Source organism: Oscillospiraceae bacterium NTUH-002-81, from assembly GCA_032620915.1.
In the GTDB taxonomy this organism is placed as follows: Bacteria; Bacillota; Clostridia; order Lachnospirales; family Lachnospiraceae; genus JAGTTR01.
This window is the reverse complement of the sequence record CP136052.1, coordinates 2656960-2680130: the sequence shown is the minus strand read 5'-3', so window position 1 is coordinate 2680130 and position 23171 is coordinate 2656960. Positions and strand designations below refer to the sequence as shown.

Below are 23171 nucleotides of genomic sequence, written 5' to 3'. Positions count from 1 at the left end.
TTTTTATGTTTGAAAAGAAAGGAAATAAGAATGACAGAAGAAAAGAAACCTGCGGCGAATCCCATGGGGACGAAGCCGGTGATGAGATTGTTGCTGACCATGGCAGTGCCGCCGATGATTTCCATGTTTACCACATCCATGTATAACATTGTGGACAGCATGTACGTATCTGCCATGGGAGAAAAGGCCCTGACGGCGGTATCCCTTGTTTTTCCGTTACAGAATATCATCCTGTCTGTGGCGGTGGGCGTGGGTGTCGGCATGAACTCCCTCATTTCCCGGGCGGTGGGCGCCGGACGGGGAGAGGAGGCAGACGAGGTGGCCAGCCAGGCCATGCTGGCGGTGCTGTTGCATTTTGTCGGGTTCGTGCTTATTGGCCTGTTTCTGGCAAAGCCCTATCTTGCCATGTATACAAAAGATGCCGAGATTCTCGGCATGAGCACCACCTACGGACGGATCGTTATGTGTGCCTCCTTCGGCACACTGATCTACCTGGTTCTGGAAAAGATCTTCCAGGCAGAGGGCATTATGTACGTGCCCATGGGCTGTCAGCTGGTGGGGGCTGTGGTAAATATCATCCTTGACCCCATTATGATCTTCGGAAAATTTGGCTGCCCGAAAATGGGGGTGGCCGGGGCCGCCATCGCCACGGTCATCGGCCAGATCGTGTCCCTGGTACTCATTGTGATGCTGTATCGGAGAGGTGGTTCCCAGGTAAAGGTGCGGCTGGAATATATGCGGTTCAACGGCATTATCATGGGAAATATTTATAAAATTGCCATCCCGTCCACCCTGGTGATGTGCATGCCGTCTATCCTTGTCAGCGTGCTCAACGGCATCCTGACATCAGCTTCCCAGGTGGGCGTGGCGGCCTTTGGCCTGTACTATAAATTGCAGACGTTTGTTTACCAGCCGTCCAGCGGTCTGGTGCAGGCACTGCGTCCCATCGTGGGTTACAACTATGGCGCCCGCAATTACAAGCGGATGAATGAGACGGTGCGCACCGGTCTTCTGGTGGTGGGTGTCATCATGACTGTGGGAACCGTGCTGTTTCTGGCAGTGCCCGGCTTCATCCTGTCCTTCTTCCATGCCCAGGGAGAGCTGCTGACCATCAGCACCGCCTGCCTGCGTATCATCAGCACCGGCTTTATCATTTCCTCGGTGGGCGTGGTGCTGGCCGGAACCTTTGAGGCACTGGGCATCGGCAAATATTCCCTGACCATTTCCCTGCTCCGGCAGATGACGGTCATCCCGATCCTGGCGCCCATCATGGTGCGCATTGCCGGATTAAACGGCATCTGGGTCACCTTCCCGCTGGCGGAGATCGCGGCGGCAGTGGTGGGCGGCCTGCTGTACCGGAAGGTGCTGCGGCATCTGCCCGGGCAGAATGCCTGAAAACGTACCAAGATATCGGCATGATTGGACAGTGACAGGTGTTTGGTGTCGGTTGGAAAGAACTTATTCTCAGGTATCATGGATGCAACTACGGGAAGTATCTGCGTAAGTGAGCAACACCAGTGCCGGAATATAGAATATCCAGATCAGTGGACGGCAAACTTCCAGTCCAAGAAAAGACAAAACCACACACAGATCACAGAGCAGCAGAAAGAAAAGCCCCAGGGCAAATGCTTTCTGCTGCTTTTTTGCAAAAAAATCCACCAGAGTCATATACAGGTAAGCGACCGGCGGACAGATCATGGAGAACAGAATCCAGAAGAGCAGGCCGGGAGCATACATAATGCGGCCGTGAAATTTGCTGCGCCAGCACAGCCGGGCCATGCAGTACAGAAAAATGCCGTACCGGTAAATAGCCATCGGTGTCCATGCCAAAAGAAGCCCCAGCGGGTCATTTTTTTCAAAGATTAAAAAATAATCAGCAGCGGCCACGAAACAAAGTCCCCAGGGGGAAGGCCGGAACGTTGGATGCGCGCAGCCGATGGATCGCGCACGGAAGGGAGCCGCTGTCAGTCGCTCTCGGGCCGTGACTGGATGGCCAGAGATTACGATATGCATGTGATTGTAAAACGAAGCGGCAAATACCGGTAAAAAGGCAGAACAGAACAAAACCATATCGAACCACAGGCAGCACCTTTCTTTACTTTTTAAATCTCTGCCCGTAGTATTCCCACTTGCAAAGAAAAACAAATTATACTAATATACTAAAATGAAAAACAAATTAGATTTTTTTTACAGGAGGTAACAAGATGACCGGGTACGCACAGAGAACGAAGGAAGAATTGCAGCAGTTAAAGAAGGAGCTGGAGAAGCAGTATGAGGATGCCAAGGGCAAGGGCCTGAAGCTGGATATGTCCAGAGGAAAGCCGTCTGCAGCACAGCTTGACCTTTCCATGGGAATCATGGATGTCCTCACCAGCGAGAGTGTCCTGAAGACAGAAGCGGGACTGGACTGCCGCAATTACGGCGTTCTGGACGGTATTCCGGAGGCCAAAAAGCTGATGGCAGATATGATGGAGGTAGCGCCGGAGCAGGTGATCGTGTACGGCAATTCCAGCCTGAATATCATGTACGACACCGTATCCCGGTCTGTGACCCATGGCGTATTGGGAAGCACACCCTGGTGCAAGCTGGATCAGGTGAAGTTCCTCTGCCCGGTGCCCGGCTATGACCGGCACTTTGCCATCACCGAGCATTTTGGCATCGAGATGATCAACGTGCCCATGTCCCCGGAAGGCCCGGATATGGATCTGGTGGAAAAACTGGTGGCAGAGGATGCATCCGTCAAGGGCATCTGGTGTGTGCCGAAATATTCCAATCCCCAGGGCTATTCCTATTCCGATGAGACCATCCGCCGTTTTGCCAATCTGAAGCCTGCGGCAGAGGATATCCGGATTTACTGGGACAATGCCTACTGTATTCATCATTTATACGACGACAACCAGGTGGAGCAGCCGGAGATTCTGGCAGAATGTGCCAAGGCCGGCAACCCGGATATGGTTTATAAATTCTCTTCCACATCCAAGGTAACCTTCCCCGGCTCCGGTATCGCTGCGCTGGCAGCATCGGAGGCAAACTTAAGCGAGATCCGCAAGCAGATGACCATTCAGACCATCGGCCACGACAAACTCAACCAGCTGCGCCATGTGCGTTTCTTCGGCGATATCGAGGGCATGAAGAAACATATGAGCAAGCAGGCAGCTATCCTGCGTCCGAAATTCGAGGCAGTGACAGATATTCTGGAAAAAGAGCTGGGCGGCCTTGGCATCGGCGAGTGGACAAAGCCGCTGGGAGGCTACTTTATTTCCTTTGACGCGCTCCCGGGCTGCGCAAAGGCCATCGTGGCAAAATGCAAGGAGGCCGGTGTGGTCATGACCGGTGCAGGCGCTACCTTCCCTTACGGAAAGGATCCGAAAGACAGCAACATCCGTATCGCGCCGTCCTTCCCCACACCGGAGGAAATGGCACAGGCCGCAGATCTGTTTGCACTTTGTGTGAAGCTGGTCAGCGTGGACAAGCTGCTGGAAGCATAAAAAACAGAGAACAGCGTCCATGCGGTGCATGCGATTTTTCAAACTGGCCTTTATAAAAAACACAAAACTGGATATTTCAAAAAGCCACTATATGAAGTATAGTTGGACAAACGAAAAACAGAAGGAGTGTTTATGATGGATCAGTCTATGAAACAGCTTACCAAGACCGCAATGATGGCGGCAATCATTTTTGTATGTACATACACGTTCAAGATTCCCAATGCGATCACCGGCGGATACACCCACTTGGGTGACTGTGCGATTTTTATCGGTGTGATGGTGCTGGGAAGAAAGCATGGCACAGCGGCAGCAGCTGTCGGCGCAGCCATGTCTGACCTGCTGGGCGGATTTTTCATGTGGGTCGTGCCCACGTTTCTCATCAAAGGCGTCATGGCCTTTGTCATGGGAACCATCGTGGAGAAAGTACTGCCGGATAAGAACGGCAACTGGCTCATCGGCGCTATTGTGGGCGGCATCTGCCAGATCCTGGGCTACACCATTGCCAAGATCATCCTGTTAAGCCCCGCAGCAGCACTGGCAACCACACCGACCATCACCGCGCAGACCGTCATCGGGATCATCATTGCGTCTGTCGTGATCACCATCCTGCAGTCCTCCAAGGTACTCAACCGCCTGAGACAGATGTGATGCGCGCAAAAGAAAAGGGAGCGACGTCGAAGACGGCATTTCCTTTTCTTGCGCCATCATCGAGCGAACGGCCTGCGGAGCAGGCGGTGAAGCGCGACAGCGCGGGTTCGTGAGATTGGGTAGGTGGGTGAAAGACTTTTGGACACGCCCCAACATGAGCATAAAGAGGAAGCGGCAGCTTCACGATATGCGAATGGTGGGCGCTATGTGCCGGTGGCACATGTTTAGCGCCGACCGAAGCGGAGCGTAGAAAGAATTGCGGGAGTGCGAAGCACGGAGCAATTCGAAGGGTATCATAATATGCTTGCGCCATCATCGAGCGAACGGCCTGCGCAGCAGGTGAAGGAGAAATATTTATGAAGAAAATAGATGCACATGCCCATATCGGGCAATTCGGCAGCTGGGCAGGCGTGGAAGGTACGCCGGACGTGCTGCTGTCCTTTATGGATGAATATGAGATCGAGAAAACGGTTCTGTGTGCGAAGGATCACAACGGAAACGAAGGTGTGCTGGAGGCCTGGCGGCAGCATCCTGACCGGTTCTGGCCGCTGGTGTACGTCAATCCCACGGAAGGGGCGGAAGAATGTCGCCGGAAGATTGAGCGTTATGTGGATCAGGAGGGGTTCAAGGGCATCAAGATGAACCCGCTGCGCCATGCGTTCGTGGCAGACGATGAGATGGTAGACCCGGTGATGGAAGAAGCCGAAAAGCGCGGCATCCCGGTGTTTATCCACTCCGGTCATCCCCCGTATTCCCTGCCCTGGAGTATCGCGCTGCTGGCAGAGCGTTTTCCAAAGGTAAAAGTGGTGATGATCCACATGGGTCATGGACACGGCGTATACATCGATGCCGCTATCAAGATGGCAAAGCGCCATCCCAACATTTATCTGGAAATGTCCGGCATGCCCATGGGTGTCAAGATCAAGCAGGCTTATGAGGAGGTGGGTGCTGACCGGATCATGTTCGGTACTGATTTCCCGTTCCATCATCCGTCTGTGGAGATCCAGAAGGTACTGACCTGCGGACTGCCGGAAGCGGCTCAGGAAGATGTGTTCTACAATAATGTGAAAAAATTATTTGGAAATATGTAATTGCTAGAAATATAGAAGAAGCTTACGGGAGATTTCAGGAAAACTCTGCGTAGGCTTCTTTTTTACAGAAAATGTTATCCTGTGAAATGTATTCGGGTAGAAGCACATCGCGGGATAAATTTTCAATTTATGTAGTTGTAATCCCGGGAATGCTGTGGTATGATGTCTGTATCTTTTCAGGTGAATACCTGATTCTTATATTTCTATGCCTGTATCAGGCGATACTTCAAACGAACAGAATGAGATTTTATACAGAGCGGCGGGAAAGAAGCTTCTTCTCAAACACAGATAACTGTGCTAAAATAAATGCAGAAAAATTCTCTGTTTCTTTGCTGTTTTGTGTGAGAAAGAAAGGAGAATTTTATGAGTGAGAAAATGGCGGATGATTTCCTCATGTCCCCGATGGTAGATTATTGTTTCAAAGAGCTGCTGGCATATCCGACAGTGAGAAAAGGGTTTCTGGCAGCGATTCTGAACAGAGATCCATCAGAAATTGGAAGCACAGAATTATTGCCGACGATTTTGGAAAAAGAAACAGAAGAGGGGAAATATGGTATTTTGGATGTGCGGATCCGGATGAAGGACGGCTCTCAGATTGATCTGGAAATGCAGGTAGTTCCATTTGCGTTTTGGGAGAGACGGATTCTCTTTTATCTGAGCAGAATGTATACGGAGCAGATCAAAGCAGGCGAAAACTACGGGGAAATGAAGAGATGCATACATGTGAGTATTCTGAACTTTATTCATTTTCCAGAGGATCAGATCTGTTTCCGTGAGATTGCGCTCTGTGATCTGCAGACGAAAAAGAAGTATACCGATCTTTTGGAAATTTATGTGCTGGAACTGAAGAAACTTCCGCCGGAGCAGTTGAAGGAGCCAATGATCATCCAGTGGATGCGGTTTCTTTCGGCGCAGAAGAAGGAGGACTTTGAAAAAATGGCAGAGAAAGATGGTTACATAGGAGAGGCCTACGGAGTTCTGAAAAAGCTCAGCGCAGATGAGCAGAAGCGTCTGGAGTATGAAGCGCGGCAGAAAGCGATTCTGGATTACAATTCTCAGGTGATCGGTTATACGGAAAAAGGAGTTCAAATGGGCGAGGAGCGTCTGGGGCGTCTCTGTGAAGCACTGATGGATGCCGGACGGATGGAGGATCTGAAAAAGGCTGTCTCGAATGAAGAATACCGCAAAGAGCTGTATCAGGAATTTGACATATTATAGATGAAGACAGATATAAAGAAAGCTGTCCTTTGACATCCGGTACGGATGCCCGAGGGCAGCTTTTTCTATAGATTGTTACATCAAGTGCGATATAGGCATGAAACCGTGCCATTACCGGGCGCAGAAGATATCAGTTTTCCATGCGGTTGATACGCTTGCGCAGTGCCGGGCCAACGATGACACTCACGACGATCTTGATGGCGTCGCCCAGCAGAAACGGGATAACACCGGCCATGAGAGCGGTGCGGGCATCCATATGTGCCTGAAAAGCCAGCCAGCAGGTACCTAAGGTATAAAGCACGGCAGTGGCGATGACCATGCCGACAATGTGCAGGATCTTGTTTTTCGGGAAGCGTTCAATGAACCATCCGCTGATAAAAGCCAGGAACAGATAGCCGAACAGGTAACCGCCGGTGGGGCCGAACAGCTTGGCTGGGCCGGAGGAGAAGCCGGAGTACACCGGAAGTCCCACAAGGCCAAGAAGCAGATAGATGAACGTGCTGACGGTGGCCATGCGGCTACCCAGAATGTAGGCGTCCAGATAGATGACAAAGGTCGCCAGGCTGATGGGGACGATGCCGATGGTGATGGACATGGATGCCAGCGCACAGAGCACGGCGGCCATCAGGGCGGTGGCGGTAAGCTGATAAGTGTTGATGCTGTGTTTTTCTCTTGTTTTCTCGTGAGTCATTTCCATTTTCCATACTCCTCTTAACAAATGATTTACGCGGGCCATGCCTGAAACAGGCTTTCGCGTATTGGTTATCCCGAAGTATAGACAATTTCAAGAGAATTGTCAACTATAAATTCAAAAATAAAGTTGACAATTAAAAATCAGTATCATCTTTTGCAGAGTCATACCAGTTTAGCCGTGCCATTCACAGAAGCGTGCTCGCGCACTTTCCATTGCTTCACAGCTGCTTTCTGCTCATTCCCCGGCGAACTCATCGCAGTTCTTTTGAATGGTGTTCAAAAACAAAGAACTGTGATAGCCGTCCGCCGTCGCGTGGTTGATGGAAATGGAGAAGGGCAGCAGCATCCGGCCGTTCTGCTCGAAATATTTTCCAAACAGGATGATGGGCAGGATCATGCGGGAATCTGAATACGTGTCGCAGCCATAGCCGGTGAAGGACAGCCAGGGCAGACTGGACACCGGGACAAAGTTTTCCGGTCGATCGCCGCGGCCTTTGACACCCTTCACGTCGCCGTAGCGGGCGATATCAGCCACCACGGTTTCATAAAAGGTGTGAAAATCCTCACTGTAAGGGCTCCAGATATCCGAAAAGGTATGGGTATCCTTGTGGAAAACGGTGTAGGACGGATTGCAGAAATTCCAGTAGCCGGGACGACCTTCCCTGTCCAGGCAGGTGCGGAACTCCCGGAAAGTGTTTACCGTGCGCATGACGATGTACAGCATGGACGGGAAAAATTTCAGATTTTTTTCCTTCAGCACCTGCATGAATCCGGTGATGTCAATGTTGACATTGAGATTGTAGCGGGTTTTGATGAGATCCATGTAGTAGTGAAAATATTCCGCCCGCTCCCAGGTCTCCATATCATAAAGCTGGAACTGCGGCTGTGAAATGCTGTTTCTGGAAATATCAGCCATGAACGATCACCTCCGGAATCTGTGAAAATGTATCGATTTTTGCAGCATAATGCGTGGTTTCCCCAAAGCCGAACCCGGCGAAAATAAAGGGGACACCGGCCTCCTGACAGGCCTGGGCATCGCCGTCGGTGTCTCCGATGTAAACTGGGTGAGAGATGGTGTTGCGTTCTACGATGAGACGGATATTTTCGGCCTTGTATTTGCCGCTGCTGCCCGGACATTCGTGGTCGAGGAAGCAGTCGCCAAGACCAGTGGCCTCCAGAAAGGTCTCGATGTAGCCGGCCTCACAGTTGCTGACGATGTAAAGGGGATACTGCTCCTTCAATGCCAGCAGCGTTTCTCTGACGCCGGAAAACAGCTTCCCGGGGATCTTATGCAGAAATTCGTGCTCGTTGTCGGTGCATTTCTGGATGAGCTCCAGGTATTCCGGTTTGGAAAGCTTTGTGAAAATCATGCTGGCAATGACCGGAAGCGGTCTGCCAAACAGTTTTTTCAGGTTGTCCGGGGTGGCACGGAAGGACACGTCGGGCCGGTGCTCCAGAATTTCGTTCCATGCGGCCGCCACACTTTCTGTGGAATCCCATAGCGTGCCGTCCACGTCAAAAATAATGCCGTCTGTCTGTATTTTTTTATCCATAGATATTGCCTTTCTTTCTTTACAGTTCACTCATGTGTTCTTGCATGAACAAACATATATATGATCTGTTTTCACTTTCTATCCTACAGGAAAAAGAATGGGTCTGGCAAGTAGTTGTTGAGAATGCTATAATACGGCAGGAGGCAAAAACTATGAGATATGAGAGAATGGAAGAGGCTGTTTTTGAGAGCCGTCCTAACCGCTTTATCGCCCATGTGCGCCGGGGCGGCGAGACGCTGGTGTGCCATGTGAAAAACACCGGTCGGTGCCGGGAATTGCTGGTGCCGGGGACAGCCGTTTATATACAGAAAAGTGACAATCCGGCGAGGAAAACTGCCTATGATCTGATCAGTGTGTACAAGCCGGGAACCGATGGGAGGCCGGGTCAGCTGGTCAACATGGATTCCCAAGCGCCAAACGTCATCGTAAAAGAATTGCTGGAGCAGGGCCGTCTGATCGGCGGGGTAAAAATGATCCGGCCCGAGACAAAGTATGGAAATTCCCGGTTTGATTTTTATGCGGAAACAGAAACAGATAAATGGTTCATCGAGGTCAAGGGTGTGACGCTGGAGGAGGACGGCATCGCCCGTTTCCCGGATGCACCCACCGAGCGGGGCGTGCGCCACATGCAGGAGCTGATGGCATGTATGGCGGACGGCTATCGGGCCATGATCTGCTTTGTCATCCAGATGAAGGGTGTGCAGGTTCTGGAAGCTAATGCGGCGATGCATCCGGCCTTTGCGGAAACGCTGGCTGCTGCTGCCCGGGCCGGGGTGGAAGTGCGGGCCTTTGACTGTCTGGTGACGGCGGACAGCCTGACGGCAGACGCCGAGATCCCTGTCAAAACGGAGTGGACGTACAGCCTAGACGATATGACCCGTCCCCTGCTTTCCTGGTTTCGCAGCCACGCCCGGGTGCTGCCCTGGAGGGAAGAAGTGAGCCCTTACCGGGTGTGGATCTCGGAGATCATGCTGCAGCAGACCCGGGTAGAGGCGGTAAAGCCCTATTTTGACCGGTTCACGACAGAGCTGCCGGATGTGAAAAGCCTGGCGGAGGTGCCAGAGGAGCGGCTTATGAAGCTGTGGGAAGGACTGGGCTACTACAGCCGTGCCCGGAATCTGCAAAAAGCAGCCCGGGTGGTGATGGAATCCTGCGGCGGACAGCTGCCGGACACATACGAAGAACTGTTAAAGCTGCCGGGCATCGGCTCTTACACGGCAGGAGCGGTGGCCTCTATCGCCTGCGGACGGCCGGTGCCTGCGGTGGACGGCAACGTGCTGCGGGTATGGTCGCGGCTGTTCTGCCGGGAAGAAGATATTTTAAAACAGTCGGTAAAGACCATGGTGGAGGAAGAGATCACGGCAGTGATTCCCAAAGACTGTCCCGGCGCCTACAATCAGGCGTGGATGGAGCTGGGGGCGCTGGTGTGTGTGCCCAATGGCAAAGCCCACTGCGAGGAGTGCCCGCTGGCGTTCGGCTGCCGGGCAAAAGCGGAAGACAGGATCAATGAATTCCCGAAGAAAACGCCGAAGAAACCCCGGCGCATCGAGGATCTCACGGTGCTGGTTATCTGGAATGGCGAGCGGACGCTCATCCGCAAACGGCCGAAAAAGGGGGCTGCTGGCAGGCTTGTATGAGCTGCCCAACGTACCGGGGGCACGAACCCAGGAAGAGGCGCTTGCCCTAGTCAAAGAGATGGGTCTTTCCCCCATTCGAATTACCCCGCTGCCCGATGCAAAACATATTTTTACCCATGTGGAATGGCATATGAAAGGCTTTCTGATCCTGACGGAGGAGCGGGATCCCCAGGCAGGGCCGGAGGAAATCTGGGCGGATGCGGCCAGCGCGGAGGAAAAATATTCCATTCCGTCGGCATTTCACGCGTACTCGGGCAAAATTTATGAAAAATGAAAGTAAATTGTAATTGGATTTAAGGGCAAAAACAGATATAATAATGTTATGATGCCAGGGTCAAAAGGTCTAAGCCCACGTGAGCTTGCTCATAAGTGGGTGAGAGACCTTGGGACCCGCCCCGATATGAGCATAAAAGTGGGATGATAATCCCACGATATGCGAATGTGGTGAGGATTGTGGGAGTGCATAGCACGGAACAATCCGCAGGCATCATATTTAAAAAAAGATAGGAGGTTCCCTGTGTACAATACGATCGTAATAGGGGCGGGGGCAGCAGGTGCGGCCGCTGCGCGTGTGCTGGCGGAAAACGGCAGACAGGTGCTGGTGGTGGAGCGAAGAGACCACGTGGGCGGCAACTGCTATGACTGTCAGGATGCCCATGGCATTCTGGTACAGCCGTATGGCCCTCATATTTTCCATACAGATAATGAGCAGGTGCGGGCATTCCTTTCCCGTTTTACTGCGTGGAGAGATTTTGGACATGAGGTAGTGGCGAAGGTGGGAGAGCAGCTGATCCCGGTGCCCTTCAACCTGAACACCCTGCATCAGGTGTATGACCAGGAGAAAGCAGACCGTCTGGAGAAGCTTCTCGTGGATACTTTTGGCGCGGAAAGCCGGGTGCCGATCCTGAAGCTGCGGCAGCAGGAGCAGGCGGAGATCCGGGAGATCGCGGATTATGTTTATGAAAATATTTTCCTGCATTATACGATGAAGCAGTGGGGACAGACGCCGGAGGAGATCGATCCGGCGGTGACCGGCCGGGTGCCGGTGGTGATCTCCAGAGATAACCGGTATTTTAAAGACAAATATCAGGGCGTTCCGCTGGAAGGCTTTACGGCCATGTATGAGCGGATGCTGGATCACGAAAACATCACCCTGCGGCTTTCCACAGATGCAGACAGCCTGCTGGCATTTTCCGGCAATCAGGTGCTGTTTGAAGGAAAACCGTTTGACGGGGAAGTGATCTATACCGGCCCGGTGGACGAGCTGTTCGGCTGTTGCTTCGGGCGGCTGCCGTACCGTTCCCTGGATTTTGTGTTCGAGCATCATGACTGCCCGGATTATCAGGGCCACAGTGTCATCAATTATACCGTCAGCGAGGACTACACCCGGATCACGGAGTTCAAGCATCTGACGGGACAGAAGTGCGAAGGTACCACCATCGTAAAGGAATACCCCATGGCTTACACCGGGGCGGATGGACAGATTCCGTACTATGCCATCATGAATGCGGACAATCAGCAGCTGTATGACCGGTATGCCATGCTGGTAGCGCCCATGGCGCATTTTCATCTGCTGGGCAGACTGGCCGAGTACCGGTATTACAACATCGATGCCATGACGGCCCGGGCGCTGGAACTGGCAGAGCAGATTTTACAGAAAAACCATCAGGAGGATAAAAAATTATGAAACTGCTGACGTTTGCAGTGCCGTGCTATAATTCAGAGGCATATATGGAGAACTGTATCCGTTCTCTGCTTCCGGGCGGCGAGGATGTGGAAATCATTATCGTAGATGACGGATCGAAGGATGGAACAGCGGCCATTGCAGACCGCTATGCAGCAGAGTATCCGACAATTATCAAGGCCGTACACCAGGAAAACGGCGGTCACGGCGAGGCGGTCAATGCCGGCCTTCGCAATGCCACCGGCCTGTATTTCAAGGTGGTAGACAGTGACGACTGGGTGAATCTGGAAGCTTACCAGAAGGTGCTCCGCACACTGAAGGAGCTCGTACACGCCAAAGAGGTTGTGGACATGATGATCTGCAACTATGTATATGAAAAACAGGGCGCACTGAAGAAAAAAGTCATGCGCTATAAGACGGCTTTCCCCAGAGAGCAGGTGTTTGGCTGGAATGATGTAAAATTCCTGCACAAGGGTCAGTATATCCTCATGCATTCTGTCATCTACCGCACGAAAATGCTGTGGGACTGTGGACTGGAGCTGCCGAAGCATACTTTCTATGTGGACAACATTTTTGTGTTCCAGCCGCTGCCCCATGTGAAAAAGATGTACTATCTGGACGTGAACTTTTACCGGTATTTTATCGGAAGAGAGGATCAGTCTGTCAATGAGAAGATCATGATCGGCCGCATCGACCAGCAGATCCTTGTGACAAAGATCATCGCAGACGCCATGGTGGAATACATGAAGAAGCCTATGAACGGAAAACTGCGGAAATATATGATTAATTATGTGGATATCATGATGACGGTTTCCTCTGTGCTGCTGTTAAAATCCGGTACCGAGGAAAATCTGGAGAAGAAAAAAGAACTGTGGGAGTATCTGAAAAATGCCTCCCCCAAGCTGTACCGGAAGATCAAGCTGGGCATCCTGGGCAGAACGATGAACCTGCCGGGAAGAAGCGGCAGAAAGATCTCCGTGGCAGCCTATAAGGTGGCGCAGAAGGTCATCGGGTTCAACTAGTCGTCAAAAAGTGAGGCAATTATGGCAGCAAAAGGTTTGTCTGAAAGGACAGGAATCAAGCAAAAAGTAATTGACGAAATGATTGCGCTGGCCAGAAGATATGAGGTGGAGAAGTTGATCCTTTTTGGCTCGAGGGCCAGGGGGGATTACAGAGAGCGCAGTGATATTGACCTGGCATTCCGCGGCGGAAAGGGCGATTATTTTACCCTGGATGTGGACGAAACAACCTCCACGTTACTGGAATTTGACATCATTAATCTGGATAAACCGGTCAGGAGCGAATTGTTGGAGTCGATCGAACGGGAGGGAATTGTTCTGTATGAAAAAATTTGAGAATTTTAAATCCGCATTGCTCAATTTGAAGGACATTTATTCCTGCCAGGAACCTTACAGTAATGTGGAAATAGCCGGTATGGTTGGATTGTACGAGATTTGTTTCGAGCAGGCCTGGAAGGCAATGAAAGAAATTCTGCAGAACAGCGGATATGCAGAGGGAGCAACAGGATCTCCGAGAACCATATTAAAGACGGCATATAAAGCCGGAATGCTTGATGATGAAGAGCTTTGGATGGCTGCGCTGATTTCCAGAAATAATGTTGCACATGCCTATAATGAAGCGATCGCCATGGATATCATTCGTCAGACAAAGGACAAATATTATGAGATGTTTGTTCAGTTGGAGCAGACGATAGAAAAAGACTGGATGTAAAAATAAAGCCCACATATCTGATAACCAATGTCAGGTATGTGGGCTTTTTGCCGCTTTGCGACTGCGTTTTCTTATTCTCTGCTCTCGGATGTCTTCACCCGGGGTGCCTGCCGCCAGCTCAGGAGCAACTTTTCATAATACACCGGACATCCGGGCATATAAAATACCGGATAGAGGATGCCTGCCAGGCCGAAGGCCAGAACCACATCCAATACCGAATGCTGCTTGATGAACATGGTGGACAGGATGATCAGGCTGGTCATCACCAGGGATGCCATCCGCAGACGGGGGCGTTCCCGGGTCAGACGGCTGTTCTGGATCGCAAACCAGGCACCAAGGGAGTTGTACACGTGGATGCTTGGCAGGATGTTGTTGGGGCTGTCGGTCTGGTACAGCCGGGCGATCATGGCCGTGAAAATATTATTGTGGTCGAAGGATGCCGGGCGCAGCTGATGGCCGTTGGGGTATAGGGTGGAAAACACCAGGAACAGCGTCATGCCGATGATCAGAAAGGTGATCAGCTGCAGGTATTCCTTTTTATCCTTCCACAGAAGCCACAGCACCGTCGCTGATATGTACCCGAACCACAGCATGTAGGGAATGATAAACACATCGATGAACGGGATGTAGTCGTCAATGGCCAGATGGATGATATGTGTGGGATTTTGGACGGTTCGTTCCAGGTAGTAAAACCAGGGAATATAGATCATTGCATAGATCGGAATGATCAGTCCGTATTTACGTTTCTTTAACTGTTCAAACAAGGTCTCGCCTCCGGTTTGTTGCGCGGTTTTCATGTCATGTTTTACGGAAGTATACCATAGCCAAACCGAGGGAACAAGACACTTCCGTATATTGTAAGAATTATTTCACGGTTCTTTAGATTTTCTTCTAAAATTGTTTAGAACCACCGCAGATCACCGCGATCTGGGCTCCGGAAGCAGCCATACGGACGGTCTTGCATGTGCCGAAGCTTTCTCCGTCGGTGTGCACCGGAAGGGGCCGGTCCGCGTAAATGCGCACAGACTGGCAGCGATGGATGGTGACAAAACGCCGGAAATATACATGCTTTCCGAAAAATGCGGTGGGCAGCAGCAAAAGCAGCAGTGCCGTGGGCAGCCCGTTGACGATACAGACATCCAGAAAACCGTCACTGCCGTCGGCCACGGGTGTCAGCTTCAGGCCGCCACCTTCGCTGGGCAGGTTCATGACGCTGATAAAGAGCGTTTTGGAAAAACGGCACGTTTTGTGGGGCTCCCCGTCAAATACCACCTTGGCCTTAAACGGTGCGGAAGAAAAAATCTGGTGCAGGGCGATGCCCACATAGGTAAATTTTCCCAGATGGATCCGATTGAGAAACCGTTTGATGGGAGAGTCCAGTGCCTCCGCACATACCGCAGCGTCGAAACCGATGCCGGCGCTGACGAGAAAGGAGCGACTGGATTTCCGGGCAGTATGCATGGGCGCGGAAAACTGTCGGGCATTTTTGCAGGACAGATCTTGAATCTGCCCGATGTCCAGCTGTTTTACATACTTGTGGGACAGAATATTCTGCACCGCATGCCGCACATCCAGCGGCATCTGGCATCCCTTGGCAAAATCATTGCCGGAGCCGGTGGGAATGTAGCCAAGCGTCACCAGTGACGGCTCTGTAATCCCCTGGAGCACCTCATTGAGGGTGCCGTCTCCGCCCAAGACCACCAGGGTAAACGGTTCCCCTTTGGCACAGAGCGTGCGGGTCAGCTCGCTGGCGTGGTATTTGTGATCGGTAAAATGAACCTCATAGGAGATGCGTTTCTCTGTGAGAATGGCTTCGGTCTCCTGCCAGATCTTTCGTCCTTCTCCGGTTCTGGAACCCGGATTTACAATAAAATAGTACATGGAAATCCCCCCAACTATGATACCTGCGAATCCTGGTATCATCATTTATTTTAACAGCAATGGGGTGGAGTGACAAGGAAAGAAGTGCAGAAAATGGAATCAGGAAAAATTTTCTGCAAAGTTTGGAAATTAAGTATTGTATAAAATGGGTAAAAATAGGGATTGCAAGATTGACAATTTTGTGCGTTTGCCACATAATTAAAAAAAGTAATATTTACTTATGTAGGAGGGATCTCAAAATGGATTCTATGTTGTATTTAGCTCCCGTTATGGGTATTGTGGCATTGCTGTTTGCCTTCTACCTTGCGTCCAAGGTGGGAAAACAGGATGCCGGAACTGACCGGATGAAAGAGATTGCAGCAGCGATCAGCGACGGCGCACATGCTTTCCTGATGTCTGAGTACAAGATTCTGGTTATTTTCGTGATCGTGCTGTTCGTGCTGATCGGCGTGGGCATCGGCAACTGGGTTACTGCCGTATGCTTCCTGTTAGGCGGAATTTTCTCCACAGCAGCCGGTTACTGTGGTATGAGTGTGGCAACCAAGGCCAATGTCCGTACTGCCAACGCTGCCAAGACCGGCGGAATGAACAAAGCGTTATCCATCGCTTTCTCCGGCGGCGCAGTTATGGGTATGTGCGTAGCTGGTCTGGGCGTGCTGGGTGTAGGCGCTGTTTACATGGTAACGAAGAACGTGGACGTTCTGTCCGGCTTCAGCCTTGGCGCATCTTCCATCGCTCTGTTTGCCCGTGTTGGCGGCGGTATTTATACGAAGGCTGCTGACGTAGGTGCTGACCTGGTAGGTAAGGTTGAGGCAGGCATCCCGGAGGATGACCCGAGAAACCCGGCTGTTATCGCTGATAACGTAGGTGATAACGTAGGCGACGTTGCCGGCATGGGCGCTGACCTGTTCGAGTCTTATGTTGGCTCCCTGGTATCTGCGATCACCCTTGGTATCGTATATTATCAGGCAGCAGGTGCTGTTTTCCCGCTTCTGCTTGCAGCAGCAGGACTTCTGGCATCCATCATCGGTACTTTCTTTGTAAAAGGCGATGAGAATTCCAACCCGCACAAGGCACTGAAGGCAGGTACTTACACCGCCAGCGTGCTGGTGATCATCGTGGCATTTGTTTTAAGCAAAATGATCTTTGGTGGATATGCAGCAGCAATCTCCATTATCGCAGGTCTGATCGTAGGCCTGATCATCGGTATTGTTACAGAGATTTATACTTCCGGTGATTACAATTCTGTAAAGAAGATCGCAGAGCAGTCTGAGACTGGCGCTGCAACAACCATCATCAGTGGTCTGGCAGTTGGTATGCTTTCCACAGGTATCCCGATCATCCTGATCTGCGTGGGTATCCTCGTATCCTTCCAGGTATGCGGCCTGTACGGTATCGCGCTGGCAGCAGTCGGCATGCTTTCCACCACAGGTATCACCGTAGCCGTTGACGCTTACGGTCCCATCGCAGACAATGCAGGCGGTATCGCCGAGATGTCCGGTCTGGAAGATCATGTCCGTGAGATCACAGATAAGCTGGACGCTGTTGGTAACACAACCGCAGCTATGGGTAAAGGTTTTGCCATCGGTTCTGCAGCCCTGACTGCACTGGCACTGTTCGTATCCTATGCTGAGGCAGTAAAACTGCAGAGCATTGATATCCTGAATCCGAAGGTAATCGTAGGCCTGTTCATCGGCGGTATGCTTCCGTTCCTGTTCTCCGCTTTAACAATGGAGTCCGTATCCAAGGCAGCATATCAGATGATCGAGGAAGTTCGTCGTCAGTTCCGCACCATTCCTGGAATCATGGAAGGAACCGGCAAACCGGATTACAAGTCCTGCGTAGCTATTTCCACAACCGCAGCATTAAAAGAAATGCTCGTTCCCGGCGTGATGGCAGTTGCCGCTCCGCTGGTGGTTGGTATTCTGCTTGGCACAGACGCACTGGGCGGCCTGCTGGCTGGTTCTCTCGTAACTGGTGTTCTGATGGCAATCTTCATGTCCAATGCCGGCGGTGCATGGGATAACGCGAAGAAATACATCGAGGAAGGCAACCATGGCGGAAAGGGAAGCGAAGCCCACAAGGCAGCTGTTGTTGGCGATACGGTAGGTGACCCGTTCAAGGATACATCAGGCCCGTCCATCAACATCCTCATCAAGCTGATGACCATCGTGTCTCTCGTATTCGCACCGCTGTTCATCGCAATCGGCGGCATCCTGTAAGAGGAAGCTCTGACAGAAGAGAGAACAATCACATAAAAAATAACGAAGGCTGTGTTCTGCAGCGGAGAGATCCGCTGCGGGATGCAGCCTTCGTTGTTTACAGTTCACTGCAAAAATCCTTCACATATCTTGGAACAAAACAAACTTTGTGATATACTGGCTGCAAGCAGACGGTAAAGCGCGATCAGCGCGGGTTTGTGAGGCTGGAAAAGGAAGGGAACAGATATAGATATGCAGGAACGGGTATTGGGATATGAGAACAGGCGGGAACTGACGCTGGTGGGCAAAGCCCTGTCCTCGGAGGTACGTCTGGATATTTTGAAAATGCTGGATGGCCGACAGATGAATGTGAATGAGATCGCAGAGCAGCTGCACATCCCGGCGTCCTCGGCAGCTATGCATGTGAAGGTGCTGGAGGAGGCGGGATTGTTGTCCTGTGAACTGAAACCGGGGGTGCGCGGCTCCATGAAAATGTGCAGCAGGCAGGTGGATGCGCTGTCCATACGCCTGGCAGCAGAGGAGGAAAAGCAGGAGCAGGTGGAGACCATCAGCATGCCGGTGGGCAATTTTGTGGATCACGACGTGAAGCCGTGCTGCGGCATTGTCAGTGACAAAGAGTTCATTGATGAGGAGGACGAGCCGCGGGGATTTTACAATCCCAACCGCACTCAGGCGCAGCTCATCTGGTTTGAAGCCGGATATGTGGAGTACCGTTTTCCAAATCTGGGCCTGAAAAATCGGACGCTGAAAAGTGTGGAATTTTCCGCAGAGCTTTGTTCAGAGACGCAGTTTTACAATATGGACTGTCCCTCGGACATTACGCTGTGGATCAATGGCTGCGAAGCCGGTACCTGGCGCTGTCCCAGTGATTTTGGCGGGCGAAGAGGGAAGCTGAATCCGGACTGGTGGCCGGATCGGAACACCCAGTACGGGAAGCTGAAAACCTGGCGCTTCACCGGAAAAGGTACTTATATCAATGGGAAAAAGGTATCTGACCGAGTACTGGAAGATTATGGATGGAGGGAACATCCGTATATTTCGGTGCGCATTGGCATCAGAGACGATGCACAGTGCGTGGGCGGCATCAATATTTTTGGCGAGCGGTTCGGGGACTATCCGCAAAATCTGGTGCTGAAGTTAATCTATGCAGAGGCAGTAGAATGATTCGAAAAAGTGGTTTACAAGCAGAGCTGTGTTTGCTATAATCAAAACAGAAAACATGATTTAAAACAATTTTATTAAAATAATAAAGTATAAAGGGGAAACGGGTATGAAGAAAGAAGAACTGATCCAGAAGTTTCAGGAATTATATGGCGCGGAGGGCGATATCCGCACCTATTTCGCACCGGGCCGGGTAAATCTGATCGGCGAGCACACCGATTATAACGGCGGACATGTGTTCCCGTGTGCGCTGACCATCGGCACCTACGCGGTGGCAAGAAAGAGAACCGACCGGAAGCTGCGGTTTTTCTCTGTGAATTTTGAGCGGCTGGGCATCATTGAATCCAGTTTGGATGACCTGGTGCCGTCGCGCAGCGCAGGATGGACGAATTATCCCAAGGGCGTCATGTGGACATTCGGCAAGCGGGGCATGGAGATCTCCAACGGTGTGGATATCCTTCTTTATGGAAATATTCCCAACGGCTCCGGCCTTTCCTCCTCCGCTTCTGTGGAGGTGGTTACCGGCGTGATGCTGCGTGATCTGTTTGGGTTTGATTCTCTGACCAACATTGATCTGGCGCTCATCGGCCAGCAGTCCGAGAACGAGTACAATGGCGTCAACTGCGGGATCATGGATCAGTTTGCGGTTGCCATGGGCAAGAAAGATTATGCGATTTTCCTGGATACCAGCGATCTGAGCTATACCTACGCACCGATCAAGCTGGATCACGCAAGAATTGTCATCGCTTCCAGCAACAAGAAGAGAGGGCTGGGCGATTCCAAATACAACGAGCGCCGGGCAGAGTGCGAGGCCGCACTGGCAGAATTACAGAAAGTGGTGGACATTAAGAGCCTGGGCGACCTGACAGAGGAAGCTTTTGAGCAGTACAAGGATGCCATCAAGGATGAGACCCGGAAAAAGCGGGCGAAGCATGCCGTCTATGAAAACCAGAGAACCATCCAGGCGGTGGCAGCGCTGGAAGTCAACGATATTGCAAAATTCGGCCAGCTGATGAACGCTTCCCACGTTTCCCTGCGGGATGATTACGAGGTGACCGGCAAAGAACTGGATACGCTGGTGGAAGAGGCGTGGAAGATCCCGGGTGTCATCGGTTCCCGCATGACCGGCGCCGGTTTCGGCGGCTGCACCGTCAGCATTGTAGAAAACGATGCGGTGGAACCCTTTATCAGCAAAGTGGGCGAAGCTTATAAGAAAGCCATTGGCTATGCGGCAGATTTTTATGTGATTGATGTGGGTGAGGGCGCAGGCGTTCTGTAAGAACACCGAAAAGTGCGGCAGAATCCACACAAAAAAGAGATAGAAAAGCACACGCGACAGAAAGAGTTTGTGCTATAATGTAACGATACCAGTGTGCAAAGGTCTGAGCCCACGCATGCTTGCATGCAGGTGGGTGAAAGAACTTGACACACGCCCCGATATGAGCATAAAAGTGAAGAGATAAGCTTCACGATATGCGGATGTTGGGGAGAATTGTGAGAGCGCGAAGCACGGAACAATTCGTAAGGTATCGTAAGAACTAAGCGAGAATATGAACAGAAAGGATGAAGCAAAATGACAATTTTAGTAACAGGCGGCGCCGGTTTTATCGGAAGCCATACATGTGTGGAACTTTTAAATGCAGGTTATGAGGTTGTGGTTGTGGATAATCTGTACAACGCCAGCGAGAAAGCGCTGGAGCGCGTGGAGCAGATCACAGGCAAGAGCCTGAAATTCTACAAGGTGGATCTGCTGGATGCACCAGCACTGACGAAGGTGTTTGATGAAGAGAAGATTGATGCGGTCATCCATTTCGCAGGCCTGAAGGCCGTGGGCGAATCCGTGGCAAAGCCGCTGGAATATTATCACAACAACATCACAGGTACGCTGATCCTGTGTGATGTCATGAGAAAACATGGCGTGAAGAACATTATTTTCAGCTCTTCCGCAACGGTTTACGGCGATCCGGCATTTATCCCGATTACCGAAGAGTGCCCCAAGGGCAAGATTACGAACCCTTACGGCCAGACAAAGGGCATGCTGGAGCAGATCCTCACTGACCTGCATGTGGCAGATCCGGAATGGAATGTAATTTTGCTTCGTTATTTCAATCCCATCGGCGCACACAAGAGCGGCCTCATCGGCGAGAATCCCAAGGGCATTCCCAACAACCTGCTCCCCTACGTGGCACAGGTGGCTGTGGGCAAGTTGAAATGCCTGGGCGTATTTGGTAATGACTATGACACTCCGGACGGCACCGGCGTGCGCGATTACATCCATGTGGTAGACCTGGCCATCGGCCATGTGAAGGCCATTGATAAACTGAAAGACAAAGAGGGTGTCAGCATTTACAATCTGGGCACGGGCGTCGGCTACAGCGTGCTCCAGGTGGTGGCTGCCTTTGAAAAAGCCTGCGGCAAGAAGATCCCTTATGAGATCAAACCCCGCCGGGCAGGCGATATCGCAACATGTTATTCTGACGCTTCCAAGGCGAAAAGAGAGCTTGGCTGGGTAGCAGAGCGCGGACTGGACGAAATGTGCGAGGACGCATGGAGATGGCAGTCCATGAACCCCAACGGTTTCGAAGACTAAGAAACCCGGGAGAAAAGGAGAGCGGACATGGTTTATGACAGTATCAAAAAACTGGTTGCATACGGCGTAAACACCGGATTGGTGGAGCCGGAGGACGAGATTTATGTGACCAACCGGCTTCTGGAAGTGATGGAGCTGGACGAATACGAGGAACCGGAAGAGATCGAGGACGATACACCCTTAGAGGAAATCCTGAAAGATCTGCTGGATGAGGCGTATGCCTCCGGCGTTCTGGAGGACAACGGCATTGCCAGCAGAGACCTGTTTGACACGAAGCTGATGGGATGCCTGGTGGCGCGGCCTTCCGAGGTGATCCGGGCGTTCATGGACCATTATGCGAAAAGCCCCGTGGAGGCAACGGATTTCTTTTACAAATTCAGTCAGGATACGGATTACATCCGCCGCTACCGGATCTGCAGGGACATCCGCTGGGTGACGAAAAGTGTCTATGGAGACATTGATATCACCATCAACCTTTCCAAGCCGGAGAAGGATCCCAAGGCCATCGCGGCAGCCCGTCTGGCGAAACAGAGCAGCTATCCGAAATGCCAGCTCTGCAAGGAAAATGAAGGGTACGCGGGGCGGCTGGATCATCCGGCCAGAGAAAATCACCGGATCATTCCCATCACCATCAACGGCGGCGAGTGGGGCTTCCAGTATTCTCCTTATGTGTATTACAACGAGCACTGCATCGTTTTCAACGGTGAGCATGTGCCCATGAAGATCAACCGGGAAACCTTTGTCAAGCTGTTTGATTTTATCCGGCTGTTTCCCCATTATTTCATCGGTTCCAACGCAGATCTGCCCATCGTGGGCGGCTCCATCTTAAGCCACGACCATTTCCAGGGCGGCAATTATACGTTTGCCATGGCAAAAGCGCCGGTGGAAAAGACGTTTACGATTCCGGGCTATGAGGATGTGGAGGCAGGCATCGTGCACTGGCCTCTGTCCGTCATCCGTATCCGCAGCAAAGAGGCGGAGCGGCTCATTGACCTGGCAGACCATATTCTGACGTGCTGGCGGGGCTACACCGACGAGGCGGCATTTATTTTTGCCGAGACGGACGGGGAGCGTCACAACACCATCACCCCCATTGCGCGGATGCGGGACGGCAAGTTCGAGCTGGATCTGGCGCTGCGCAACAACATCACCACCGAAGAACATCCCCTGGGCGTATACCATCCCCATGCGGAGCTGCATCACATCAAAAAGGAAAACATCGGCCTCATCGAGGTGATGGGTCTGGCGGTACTGCCATCCCGCTTAAAGGACGAGATGCAGCAGCTGGCGGACTGCCTCCTGACCGGAAAAAGACGTGAGAAGCAATCCGGCCATCGAAAAACATGCCGACTGGGTGGAAGGTTTTCTGCCGCACTATGACAGTATCACGGAAGAAAATGTCATGGATATTTTAAAAGAAGAGATCGGCCGTGTGTTCGTCCGGGTGCTGGAGGACGCCGGTGTGTACAAGTGTACGGAAGAGGGGCGTCAGGCTTTCGGGCGATTTATGGCGTCACTTTGATAGAAAAACGAAAAGAGAAGCTTATCCTGTGCCGTGTGGCTGCCGGGAGAAA

The 23171-nt window shown here is 51.7% G+C and carries 22 protein-coding genes and 1 pseudogene; 17 read left to right on the top strand and 6 right to left on the bottom strand.

Annotation, left to right across the window (positions count from 1 at the left end; translation table 11 throughout):
* The first annotated feature begins 30 nt into the window (after window positions 1-30).
* Entirely contained in the window at window positions 31-1395 is a 1365-nt protein-coding gene (locus RJD28_13290) for an MATE family efflux transporter (protein ID WNV57246.1), read from the top strand.
* A 69-nt stretch (window positions 1396-1464) separates the two neighbouring features.
* Here the strand turns inward: RJD28_13290 and RJD28_13285 are convergent, their stop codons facing one another.
* The gene (locus tag RJD28_13285; protein WNV57245.1) at window positions 1465-1887 is read right to left on the bottom strand and encodes a hypothetical protein; all 423 of its coding nucleotides are present in this window, start codon (window positions 1885-1887) and stop codon (window positions 1465-1467) included.
* Between the two features lie 36 nt (window positions 1888-1923).
* Here RJD28_13285 and RJD28_13280 point away from each other — a divergent pair, with 36 nt between their 5' ends.
* The 5 genes from RJD28_13280 (at window position 1924) to RJD28_13260 (ending at window position 6445) form a co-directional block, all read left to right on the top strand.
* Window positions 1924-2046: a hypothetical protein gene (locus tag RJD28_13280; GenBank protein WNV57244.1), complete on the top strand. Its 123-nt coding sequence runs from the start codon at window positions 1924-1926 to the stop codon at window positions 2044-2046.
* A 158-nt stretch (window positions 2047-2204) separates the two neighbouring features.
* Window positions 2205-3488 (top strand): aminotransferase class I/II-fold pyridoxal phosphate-dependent enzyme, encoded by a 1284-nt coding sequence (locus tag RJD28_13275; protein ID WNV57243.1) that lies wholly within the window; start codon window positions 2205-2207, stop codon window positions 3486-3488.
* 132 nt (window positions 3489-3620) lie between these two features.
* Window positions 3621-4136, top strand: coding sequence for an ECF transporter S component (locus RJD28_13270; protein WNV57242.1), 516 nt, complete (start codon window positions 3621-3623; stop codon window positions 4134-4136).
* A gap of 356 nt (window positions 4137-4492) precedes the next feature.
* Entirely contained in the window at window positions 4493-5227 is a 735-nt protein-coding gene (locus RJD28_13265) for an amidohydrolase family protein (protein ID WNV57241.1), read from the top strand.
* 363 nt (window positions 5228-5590) lie between these two features.
* A complete protein-coding gene (locus tag RJD28_13260; protein ID WNV57240.1) occupies window positions 5591-6445 on the top strand; it encodes an Rpn family recombination-promoting nuclease/putative transposase in 855 nt (284 codons plus the stop codon).
* 130 nt (window positions 6446-6575) lie between these two features.
* On the opposite strand, the gene RJD28_13255 is transcribed toward RJD28_13260, so the two are convergent.
* The 3 genes from RJD28_13255 to RJD28_13245 all read right to left on the bottom strand — a co-directional run bounded on the left by RJD28_13255 (window position 6576) and on the right by RJD28_13245 (window position 8691).
* The gene (locus RJD28_13255; GenBank protein WNV57239.1) at window positions 6576-7142 is read right to left on the bottom strand and encodes a biotin transporter BioY; all 567 of its coding nucleotides are present in this window, start codon (window positions 7140-7142) and stop codon (window positions 6576-6578) included.
* Window positions 7143-7373: 231 nt separating this feature from the next.
* Window positions 7374-8054: a CatA-like O-acetyltransferase gene (locus tag RJD28_13250; protein WNV57238.1), complete on the bottom strand. Its 681-nt coding sequence runs from the start codon at window positions 8052-8054 to the stop codon at window positions 7374-7376.
* A complete protein-coding gene (locus RJD28_13245) occupies window positions 8047-8691 on the bottom strand; it encodes an HAD family hydrolase (GenBank protein WNV57237.1) in 645 nt (214 codons plus the stop codon). Before RJD28_13245 ends, RJD28_13250 begins: the two co-directional genes overlap by 8 nt.
* Window positions 8692-8843: 152 nt before the next feature.
* On the opposite strand from RJD28_13245, the gene mutY reads away from it, so the two are divergent.
* The 6 genes from mutY (at window position 8844) to RJD28_13215 (ending at window position 13743) form a co-directional block, all read left to right on the top strand.
* Window positions 8844-10328, top strand: a complete 1485-nt coding sequence (gene mutY / locus RJD28_13240) for an A/G-specific adenine glycosylase (protein ID WNV57236.1) — start codon at window positions 8844-8846, stop codon at window positions 10326-10328.
* Window positions 10321-10602, top strand: a complete 282-nt coding sequence (locus RJD28_13235) for an NUDIX domain-containing protein (GenBank protein ID WNV57235.1) — start codon at window positions 10321-10323, stop codon at window positions 10600-10602. The genes mutY and RJD28_13235 overlap by 8 nt, the downstream gene beginning before the upstream one ends.
* Before the next feature lie 243 nt (window positions 10603-10845).
* Complete coding sequence (gene glf / locus RJD28_13230; GenBank protein WNV57234.1) at window positions 10846-12015, top strand: UDP-galactopyranose mutase; 1170 nt, start codon at window positions 10846-10848, stop codon at window positions 12013-12015.
* The gene (locus RJD28_13225; protein WNV57233.1) at window positions 12012-13034 is read left to right on the top strand and encodes a glycosyltransferase family A protein; all 1023 of its coding nucleotides are present in this window, start codon (window positions 12012-12014) and stop codon (window positions 13032-13034) included. The genes glf and RJD28_13225 overlap by 4 nt, the downstream gene beginning before the upstream one ends.
* A gap of 21 nt (window positions 13035-13055) precedes the next feature.
* Window positions 13056-13367, top strand: a complete 312-nt coding sequence (locus RJD28_13220) for a nucleotidyltransferase domain-containing protein (GenBank protein WNV57232.1) — start codon at window positions 13056-13058, stop codon at window positions 13365-13367.
* Window positions 13354-13743: an HI0074 family nucleotidyltransferase substrate-binding subunit gene (locus RJD28_13215; protein ID WNV57231.1), complete on the top strand. Its 390-nt coding sequence runs from the start codon at window positions 13354-13356 to the stop codon at window positions 13741-13743. The genes RJD28_13220 and RJD28_13215 overlap by 14 nt, the downstream gene beginning before the upstream one ends.
* 71 nt (window positions 13744-13814) lie before the next feature.
* Here RJD28_13215 and RJD28_13210 read toward each other — a convergent pair whose 3' ends face one another.
* Both RJD28_13210 and RJD28_13205 read right to left on the bottom strand, forming a co-directional pair.
* Window positions 13815-14507 carry a phosphatase PAP2 family protein gene (locus RJD28_13210; GenBank protein WNV57230.1) on the bottom strand — a complete coding sequence of 231 codons (693 nt, stop codon included), beginning with the start codon at window positions 14505-14507 and terminating at the stop codon, window positions 13815-13817.
* A 127-nt stretch (window positions 14508-14634) separates the two neighbouring features.
* Window positions 14635-15624 (bottom strand): YegS/Rv2252/BmrU family lipid kinase, encoded by a 990-nt coding sequence (locus RJD28_13205; protein WNV57229.1) that lies wholly within the window; start codon window positions 15622-15624, stop codon window positions 14635-14637.
* Window positions 15625-15863: 239 nt separating this feature from the next.
* Between RJD28_13205 and RJD28_13200 the strand changes: the two genes are divergently transcribed.
* The 5 genes and pseudogenes from RJD28_13200 (at window position 15864) to galT (ending at window position 23119) form a co-directional block, all read left to right on the top strand.
* Window positions 15864-17846, top strand: a complete 1983-nt coding sequence (locus RJD28_13200) for a sodium-translocating pyrophosphatase (GenBank protein ID WNV57228.1) — start codon at window positions 15864-15866, stop codon at window positions 17844-17846.
* Window positions 17847-18077: 231 nt separating this feature from the next.
* A complete protein-coding gene (locus tag RJD28_13195; GenBank protein ID WNV57227.1) occupies window positions 18078-19010 on the top strand; it encodes a helix-turn-helix domain-containing protein in 933 nt (310 codons plus the stop codon).
* Between the two features lie 106 nt (window positions 19011-19116).
* The gene (locus RJD28_13190) at window positions 19117-20286 is read left to right on the top strand and encodes a galactokinase (protein WNV57226.1); all 1170 of its coding nucleotides are present in this window, start codon (window positions 19117-19119) and stop codon (window positions 20284-20286) included.
* Between the two features lie 294 nt (window positions 20287-20580).
* Entirely contained in the window at window positions 20581-21597 is a 1017-nt protein-coding gene (galE, locus tag RJD28_13185) for a UDP-glucose 4-epimerase GalE (GenBank protein WNV57225.1), read from the top strand.
* A 27-nt stretch (window positions 21598-21624) separates the two neighbouring features.
* Window positions 21625-23119: pseudogene (gene galT, locus RJD28_13180) on the top strand (UDP-glucose--hexose-1-phosphate uridylyltransferase).
* Window positions 23120-23171: the final 52 nt, after the last annotated feature.